Raw genomic sequence first — 7,163 nt, forward strand, 5'->3', positions numbered from 1 at the left:
AGTTCAGCCTCTGAACTATTTTAAATATAAAAAGCAATCGTAAAGAAAAGTCAGGAATAAAATGATTCAAAATGTTTCATTAGGGCACAATAACAGCCGAAAAGTGTGATCCACTTCATAAAACTCAGCCCATTCAACGTGATGGTGAAAAACACGCCCTTTTGTTCATGCATCTGCACATTGTTACAGCGCCTGCAGCCCTTTATCTTTAATACATTGCACGAGTCGTTGTTTAGAGAAAATGAACACTTTTTCAGCCAAATGGAAAATAAAAACACCGTTTCAACTCGTAATAATTTTTTAAATTTCGAATAATTTAATAACTTCGAGGTGGTTGTTTATGAGTCAAGTAAATAGTCTTGAGGGCGTAGCCTACGCAAAAAAAACAAATATCAGGTGGCATATTGTCATCATGTTATTTATTGTCACGGCGGTAAACGTAGGGGACCGTACGACGCTGGCGATTGCCGGTAAGGATATGTCTTCTGCCCTCGGCATCGACCCGGGCCAGATGGGATGGATTTTCTCCGCCTTTGCCTGGGCTTACTGTATTGCGCAGATCCCCGGCGGCTGGCTGCTGGACCGTTTTGGCTCCAAAAAAATCTATCTGTGGAGCCTGAGCCTGTGGTCCATCTTCACGTTATTACAGGGCTTTGTCGCCGTTTTTGATGGCTACGGCGCGCTGATTAGTCTGGCCGTGCTGCTGTTCTTCGTCGGCCTGGCTGAAGCCCCGTCAATGCCCGGCAACAGCCGTTTTATCGCCGCCTGGTTCCCGTCAAAAGAACGTGCAACGGCCGCGGCGATCTTTAACTCCGCTCAGTATTTCGCCACGGTTATCTTCGCCCCTATTATGGGCTGGCTGACCATGTCGATGGGCTGGGAATCGATCTTCATCTTTATGGGTGTTCTGGGCCTGCTGGTGACGCTGGTGGCGGCGAAGGTTATTCACAACCCGTTATCCCACCCGAAAGCAAACGCGGCGGAAATTGATTACATCCGTGAAGGCGGTGCGCTGGTTGATATGGATCAGCAGGGGGCGAAAAAAGCGCCCGCTAAAAAAGCCGGAGCGTTAAAACAACTGATGAGCAACCGTATGCTGCTGGGGATTTATCTCGGCCAGTACTGCATTACCGTTATCACCTATTTCTTTATTACCTGGTTCCCGCTTTACCTGGCGATGGAAAGACACCTGGATATTAAAACCGTTGGCTTTATTGCGGCAATTCCGGCGATTTGTGGTTTCCTCGGCGGCTTGTTGGGCGGCGTGTTGTCTGACCGGATCCTGAAAGCCACCAAGTCACTCTCGTTTGCCCGTAAAACCCCTATCGTCTTCGGTATGCTGATGTCGATGATGATGATCTTCTGTAACTACGTCGATTCCATCTATATGGTGGTGTTCTTTATGGCGCTGGCATTCCTGGGTAAAGGCATTGGCGCTCTGGGTTGGGCGGTAATGTCCGACGTAGCGCCGAAAGAGATGGCGGGTACCGCAGGCGGCATCTTCAACCTGTGCGGTAACATTTCCGGGATTGTCTCCCCGGTGGTGATTGGTTATATCGTCAAAGTAACCGGTCACTTTGAGTGGGCACTGGTTTATGTCTCCCTCCACGCCCTGATAGCTATCTTCAGCTACCTGGTGATTGTTGGTCCAATCAAACGTATTGAGATCAAACAGGCTTCTGCTGAATCTGCCGAAATCGCAGGTTAATCAATCGTCACACCGAAGGACAGGCGCCAGGCCTGTCCTTTTCTTTTTTATCTAGTCAGCTTTAACTACCGCCACACCCGTCTCTTCCAGCGCAGCCACCACGTTTTGATCCGTCTCTTCCTCAACCACCAGCGTGTAAGCCTGGGAAAGTGCAGCAATCATATAGGGTGAAGCGGTGTTTATTTTCTCTGCTGACGCCAGCACTATGGTCTCTGCCGCTCTGCGGGAAAATGCACGTTTGACGCAGGCTTCCTCATAATCACCGGTTGTCAGCCCTGCCTGCGGATGAATGCCGGTGACGCCCATAAAAAACAGGTCTGCCTGAATGGTGGATATCGCCTCTATAGTGGCAGCGCCGGTGGCAACGACGGAATGTTTAAACAGTTTTCCGCCGATCAGAATAACCTCAATAAGTGGATGGTCAACCAGCGCCAGCGCAATACCGGGGCTGTGTGTTACCACCGTAATCGCCAGATCGGCAGGAAGAAAACGAACCAGCTCAGTCGTGGTGGTTCCGCCATCGATCATCACCACCTGCCCCTGCGAAATCAGCCCGGCCCCCTTCTTCGCGACACGTACTTTTGATGCCAGGCTCAGGGACTGACGCTGGGCGAAGGTGGCTGTCGCACCGGATGCAGGCAGCGCCCCACCATGTACGCGTTGTAATTCCCCAGCTGCTGCCAGCTCTCGCAGGTCACGCCGGATGGTGTCTTCCGACACGTCGAACTGCAAACTGAGGGCTTTAGACAGTACCTGCCCGTCACGGGCGAGCTGTTCAAGGATCAGGTGTTGGCGCTGGCGGGTGAGCATCTTTGAGTTTTCCTGTATTTGCACGGTATGTCTTGATCATGCACGAAATCGCCGTTTAGAATGCGTATTCTAGCTATGGAGAAGATATCATGCCACACAAACGTGCAGATGTACGCATAACCGAAAGTAAGCTGTTGTCTGACAACTGGTATACGTTAAAGAAATACACTTTTGATCTGCGCCGACAGGATGGTACATGGCAGCCGCAGAACCGGGAGGTTTACGACAGAGGAAACGGTGCGGTGATCCTGCTTTATAACAGCAGCCAGCGAACGGTGATCCTCACCCGCCAGTTCCGTTTCCCGGTCTTTGTTAATGGTCACGACGGCTATCTGATTGAAGCCGCCGCCGGTTTGCTCGATAACATGGATCCGGAAAATCGTATTAAAGCCGAGGCTGAGGAAGAGACCGGCTATCGCATCGACAACGTGCAAAAGGTGTTTGAGGCCTTTATGAGCCCGGGTTCAGTAACCGAGAAGCTCTACTTCTATATCGCGGAATATCAGGCCAATGACAAGGTCAGCCAGGGCGGTGGCATTGAGGCCGAAGGGGAAGATATTGAGGTGCTGGAGCTGACGCTGGACGATGCTCTCGCGAGCATTGCCAGCGGGCGCATCGTGGATGCGAAAACCATTATGCTGCTCTACCATGTCGCGCTGAAAGGCATCGTGTAATTCCGATCGGACAAACTTATCCCGGAGCCTGACGCTCAGAGGAACGAACGCGCACGTTGAGTACCGTCGTCCTCCTCTGGCGTCACTTTTAAATAATCCTGTATCTTGCCACGGCGCCGCTAATTTACGCCCGCAGAGCAACGCTATACACTTTGCGCATCGCTCGTCTGCATAAGTTACACCATGAAAAAAACACATATTAATCTTCCCGCCGGCTACTTTGGTATGGTGCTCGGTATTATTGGGCTGGGCTTTGCCTGGCGCTATGCCGCCACTATCTGGCCGGTGACCACTTTGCCCGCCAATGTGCTGATTGTTGCGGCGATCGTAATCTGGTGCCTGTTGCTGGTCGCCTTTTTCAGCCGCCTGCTACACCATCGCGACACCATTATTGAAGAAATCACCCATCCGCTGAAAAGCAGTTTTGTCAGTCTGATCCCGGCCACCAGTATGCTGGTGGCTATTGGCCTCTCACCCTGGACTCCACTGCTGGCCCTCGGCCTTTTTTTGCTGGCCGTAACCGCGCAACTGCTCTTTTCCGCCTGGCAAACCGCCGGGTTATGGCGCGGAACCCACCCGAAAGAAGCAACCACGCCGGGGCTTTATCTGCCGACGGTGGCCAACAATTTCATTAGTGCAATGGCCTGCGGCGCAATGGGCTTTACCGACGTTGGCCTGCTGTTTTTAGGTGCGGGTATTTTCTCCTGGCTCAGCCTCGAACCGGCTATTTTAAGCCGGATGCGTAATCTGGATGAAATGACTCCGGCGGTACGCACTTCTCTTGGCATTCAGATGGCGCCGGCGTTCGTCGCCTGTAGCGCCTGGTTAAGTCTTAATGGCGGCGAGGCCGATGTCTTTGCCAAACTGCTGTTTGGCTACGGCCTGCTGCAAATGCTGTTTATGATCCGCCTGCTGCCCTGGTACAGCGTGCAGTCCTTTAATCCCTCCTTCTGGAGCTTCTCGTTCGGCGTTGCCTCGCTGGCAACTACTGCCATTAAACTTGGACACGCCACGCCCGGCGGCGCGCTCTGGTGGATGTCATTCCCACTGTTTATCGTGGCCAATCTGGTGATGGGGGTGCTGATGGTGAAGACGCTGATACTGCTGGCGAAGGGCCAGTTGATTGTTCGACAGGATGTGAAATAAACAGCGCGATATGGATGTAAAAGAGGTGACAGTGACACTGTCACCTCTTTATTTTGCGAAAAAGCGCGTCAATCAGGAATGCTGGTAACGATAGACCGACTGCGCGCTATCGGCACCGCTGTTAGCGCCTTCAGGTGTGTGAGTGGTTAATGCCCCAACGAGGCCGCCAACAAAGCGCGCCGTTTGCTCTTTTGCCGGGTTGCCGTTAAGCGCATCCTTGAGAATATTTAATTGCCGCTCTTGCTCATTCAAATTCGCGGGTTCAAAAAGCGAGCTTTGCATCACCACGCCCGCCAACTCTGCGGCCAGCGCACCGGCGGCAGCCCCCTTGCCATTACCTCCGCCAATTTCGGCGCTGACGCCAGAAACAACGGCATGGCTTAAGGTTCGTCCTGGCAGACCGAGGAATTACTGATGATGAAGGAACAGTTAATCGTCCAGCAGGGTGTAAAGAAACTCGCGGAGAATACGCAGTTATTGAAACTTGATGGGTTATCTAAAATATTAGATAATCCACATATCAACATCAGGAGGTGTATATGGCCTTAAAATTCCACGAAAGTCCGTTCCATGTGACCCATGATGCTGTTACTGCAAGCAAAATGGCCATGAAAATGGATTTATCAATCATGATAATGAGCTTAATCAAAGAGAAAGGCTGGACGCAAAAAGAAGCAGCTGAAAAACTTGGCATCAATCAGTCACGTGTTTCAGAGCTGAAAAATGCCAAAATTGAGCTTTTCACTCTCGATGCCATGTTTGACATGTTAGATACCCTTGGTTTCAGAGCAACAATGTCAATGCCTGGTCTGGATCAGGCATCCATCGCCATTACAAAAAATGAAGCAAACGCTTAACGTTATCTACAGCGTTCAGCCTCTCTGATATCAGCCATAAGCGCCTTAAGTCGTGTTTCAGCGACCAGCTTAGCTTTGCGATCAACACCGTTGGTCGTTTTCCTGAAAGAATGCAAAACGATCACCGTATCCAGATATTTAGTCACATAGATACAGCGATATGCCGGGCTTCCATTTATTTTTAGCTCGATAACGCCAATACCAATGCTATCCAGAAAATGAATCGGTAATTCAGGTGATTGTCCATACTGAATACGACGTAAGTCTTTCCCGAATTCGTCTTGCACATCAGCGGGAAGTGCCTTGTATTCCCTTTCAGCAGCATCGTTGACGAATGCGAATTTTTTCAAGATAACCCTCCCTGTCGTCATTTTTCGCGCCCTGCTCTTATTTTTTACTACCAGCATTTGAAAAAGAAGAACTTAGTAGCGGCCAATAGCCGAGACTAAGATGTCCATCAATTTTCACCAGCGCAATTTTTCCACTTTGCACTCCGGGCGGGAATACCAGTGTTAAACTCACTGTCCTTTACTGGTTAAGACCCACATTCCGGCGGCAAGGATAATGAACTCGCTTTTACGTTATACCCGCTTCGGCGAACCTGAAACTACGCTGGAACTGATCCCGCAACCGCTTGATGCGCGCCATGAATCGCACCTCAGAGTGCAGATGCTGTTATCTCCGGTAAACGCCTCGGATCTGATCCCGATAACCGGCGCTTATGGCCACCGTATTCAGCCGCCGCTGGTCGCCGGATATGAAGGTGTTGGAATAGTGACGCAGGCACCAGCGTCCTTCGCCCACCTTACTGGCACGCGCGTGCTGCCGCTGCGCGGTCATGGCACCTGGCAGCAGTTTGTCGATTGCCCGGCAGAGCTTGCAGTGCCGGTACCGGAAGATATTAGCGATGCGCTGGCGGCCCGCGCCTATATCAACCCGCTGGCCGCCACCTTAATGCTGAAACACTTCCCGCCCGAGGGTAAACGCGTACTGGTTACCGCAGCAGGCTCAGAGTGCGCGCAACTGCTTGGCCAGTGGGCGCTAAAATTCGGCGCGCGGGAGGTTATCGGGGTTTATCGTTCTGCCACACATGCCAAAAAACTGGCAGCGATGGGGATCATTCCTGTTGCGCAAAGGGATCATGAGGCTATTGCGCACTACGCGCAAAATGCCGGTGTTGTCTATGAGGCGGTCGGCGGTGAACTGGCCGATACGCTGTTAACACACCTGCCGGACAGCGCCCACTTTGTCAGCTATGGACTGCTGTCCGCCACGCCTTTCAGTATGCAAAAACGCGCAGCCACCCTGCACTGGTTCCATGTCCGCCATTATCTTGCGGCGATGGATACGGCCACATGGCAGGCGGAATTTAAGCAAATCTGGTCGCTCTTGCGCCAGACCCCGACGGGCGACGTCACCCTGTTTCCGCTGGCGCAATGGCAGGCTGCCATCGCCCATTACAGAACCGCAGGAAGAACCCGTAAGACGATGCTGTTATTTGACGTCTGAAGGCCGCCGCTAGCAGGCATTAAAATATTCCACGGTTTCGCGCACTTTGATGACCGCTTTTTTGAGTGTCTCAATATCGACAGAGCCTATTGCCAGCCGGATGGCATGGGGTGTGTGAATGGATGCACTAAAGGGCTCGGCGGTGGTCAACGAAATACAGCTGTCTCCGCGCCTGCAAATCCATCGCGCTTATTCACTAATGCCTGAGGCAAAGGATCAGTCCAGCGCCTGGCCAATCATTATGCGATGGCCGTCCGGGGTGGCAATCATAAATTCACGCATGCCGTGCGGCTGGTCGGTAAGAGGCGACAGAATATCTGCCCCGCGACCGGCCCATTCATCATGCAGTTCGCTGGCGTTGGTCACATGCAAATAAGCAAAGTAATTAAGTCCGGTAAACCCCCGGCTTTGCCGGGGGACTCCGAAAGGTTTGACCTTTAAGTCAGTCGCGCGAATCTG

At 52.0% G+C, this 7,163-nt stretch carries 9 protein-coding genes; 5 read left to right on the forward strand and 4 right to left on the reverse strand.

Features of this window, described 5'->3' with window-relative positions; genetic code table 11:
• Nucleotides 1–340: 340 nt before the first annotated feature.
• A complete protein-coding gene (locus ACSZO4_RS13865; RefSeq protein ID WP_437889557.1) occupies nt 341–1,708 on the forward strand; it encodes an MFS transporter in 1,368 nt (455 codons plus the stop codon).
• A gap of 51 nt (nt 1,709–1,759) precedes the next feature.
• Here the strand turns inward: ACSZO4_RS13865 and ACSZO4_RS13870 are convergent, their stop codons facing one another.
• Nucleotides 1,760–2,518 (reverse strand): DeoR/GlpR family DNA-binding transcription regulator, encoded by a 759-nt coding sequence (locus tag ACSZO4_RS13870; protein ID WP_437889558.1) that lies wholly within the window; start codon nt 2,516–2,518, stop codon nt 1,760–1,762.
• A gap of 89 nt (nt 2,519–2,607) precedes the next feature.
• Here ACSZO4_RS13870 and ACSZO4_RS13875 point away from each other — a divergent pair, with 89 nt between their 5' ends.
• Complete coding sequence (locus ACSZO4_RS13875; RefSeq protein ID WP_437889559.1) at nt 2,608–3,192, forward strand: NUDIX domain-containing protein; 585 nt, start codon at nt 2,608–2,610, stop codon at nt 3,190–3,192.
• A 183-nt stretch (nt 3,193–3,375) separates the two neighbouring features.
• The gene (gene tehA, locus ACSZO4_RS13880) at nt 3,376–4,338 is read left to right on the forward strand and encodes a dicarboxylate transporter/tellurite-resistance protein TehA (RefSeq protein WP_437889560.1); all 963 of its coding nucleotides are present in this window, start codon (nt 3,376–3,378) and stop codon (nt 4,336–4,338) included.
• A gap of 72 nt (nt 4,339–4,410) precedes the next feature.
• Here tehA and ACSZO4_RS13885 read toward each other — a convergent pair whose 3' ends face one another.
• The gene (locus ACSZO4_RS13885; protein WP_437889561.1) at nt 4,411–4,620 is read right to left on the reverse strand and encodes a hypothetical protein; all 210 of its coding nucleotides are present in this window, start codon (nt 4,618–4,620) and stop codon (nt 4,411–4,413) included.
• A 257-nt stretch (nt 4,621–4,877) separates the two neighbouring features.
• Between ACSZO4_RS13885 and ACSZO4_RS13890 the strand changes: the two genes are divergently transcribed.
• Nucleotides 4,878–5,195 carry a helix-turn-helix domain-containing protein gene (locus tag ACSZO4_RS13890; protein WP_437889562.1) on the forward strand — a complete coding sequence of 106 codons (318 nt, stop codon included), beginning with the start codon at nt 4,878–4,880 and terminating at the stop codon, nt 5,193–5,195.
• Nucleotides 5,196–5,197: 2 nt separating this feature from the next.
• On the opposite strand, the gene ACSZO4_RS13895 is transcribed toward ACSZO4_RS13890, so the two are convergent.
• Complete coding sequence (locus tag ACSZO4_RS13895) at nt 5,198–5,545, reverse strand: type II toxin-antitoxin system RelE/ParE family toxin (protein WP_437889563.1); 348 nt, start codon at nt 5,543–5,545, stop codon at nt 5,198–5,200.
• Nucleotides 5,546–5,759: 214 nt separating this feature from the next.
• On the opposite strand from ACSZO4_RS13895, the gene ACSZO4_RS13900 reads away from it, so the two are divergent.
• On the forward strand, nt 5,760–6,704 hold the full coding sequence (locus tag ACSZO4_RS13900; RefSeq protein WP_437889564.1) for a zinc-dependent alcohol dehydrogenase family protein: 945 nt from the start codon (nt 5,760–5,762) through the stop codon (nt 6,702–6,704).
• 216 nt (nt 6,705–6,920) lie between these two features.
• Here ACSZO4_RS13900 and ACSZO4_RS13905 read toward each other — a convergent pair.
• Nucleotides 6,921–7,163 (reverse strand): VOC family protein (locus ACSZO4_RS13905; protein WP_437889565.1); only part of this gene is annotated, 243 nt, incomplete at its 5' end.

This window comes from Phytobacter sp. V91 (genome assembly GCF_965644225.1).
GTDB lineage: Bacteria > Pseudomonadota > Gammaproteobacteria > Enterobacterales > Enterobacteriaceae > CBFFRJ01.

Coding starts and splice junctions, on each gene's coding strand:
- ACSZO4_RS13885 (WP_437889561.1), bottom strand. CDS start 4,620: ATGCAAAGCTCGCTTTTTGAACCCGCGAATTTGAATGAGCAAGAGCGG.
- ACSZO4_RS13890 (WP_437889562.1), top strand. CDS start 4,878: ATGGCCTTAAAATTCCACGAAAGTCCGTTCCATGTGACCCATGATGCT.
- ACSZO4_RS13870 (WP_437889558.1), bottom strand. CDS start 2,518: ATGCTCACCCGCCAGCGCCAACACCTGATCCTTGAACAGCTCGCCCGT.
- ACSZO4_RS13865 (WP_437889557.1), top strand. CDS start 341: ATGAGTCAAGTAAATAGTCTTGAGGGCGTAGCCTACGCAAAAAAAACA.
- ACSZO4_RS13900 (WP_437889564.1), top strand. CDS start 5,760: ATGAACTCGCTTTTACGTTATACCCGCTTCGGCGAACCTGAAACTACG.
- tehA (WP_437889560.1), top strand. CDS start 3,376: ATGAAAAAAACACATATTAATCTTCCCGCCGGCTACTTTGGTATGGTG.
- ACSZO4_RS13875 (WP_437889559.1), top strand. CDS start 2,608: ATGCCACACAAACGTGCAGATGTACGCATAACCGAAAGTAAGCTGTTG.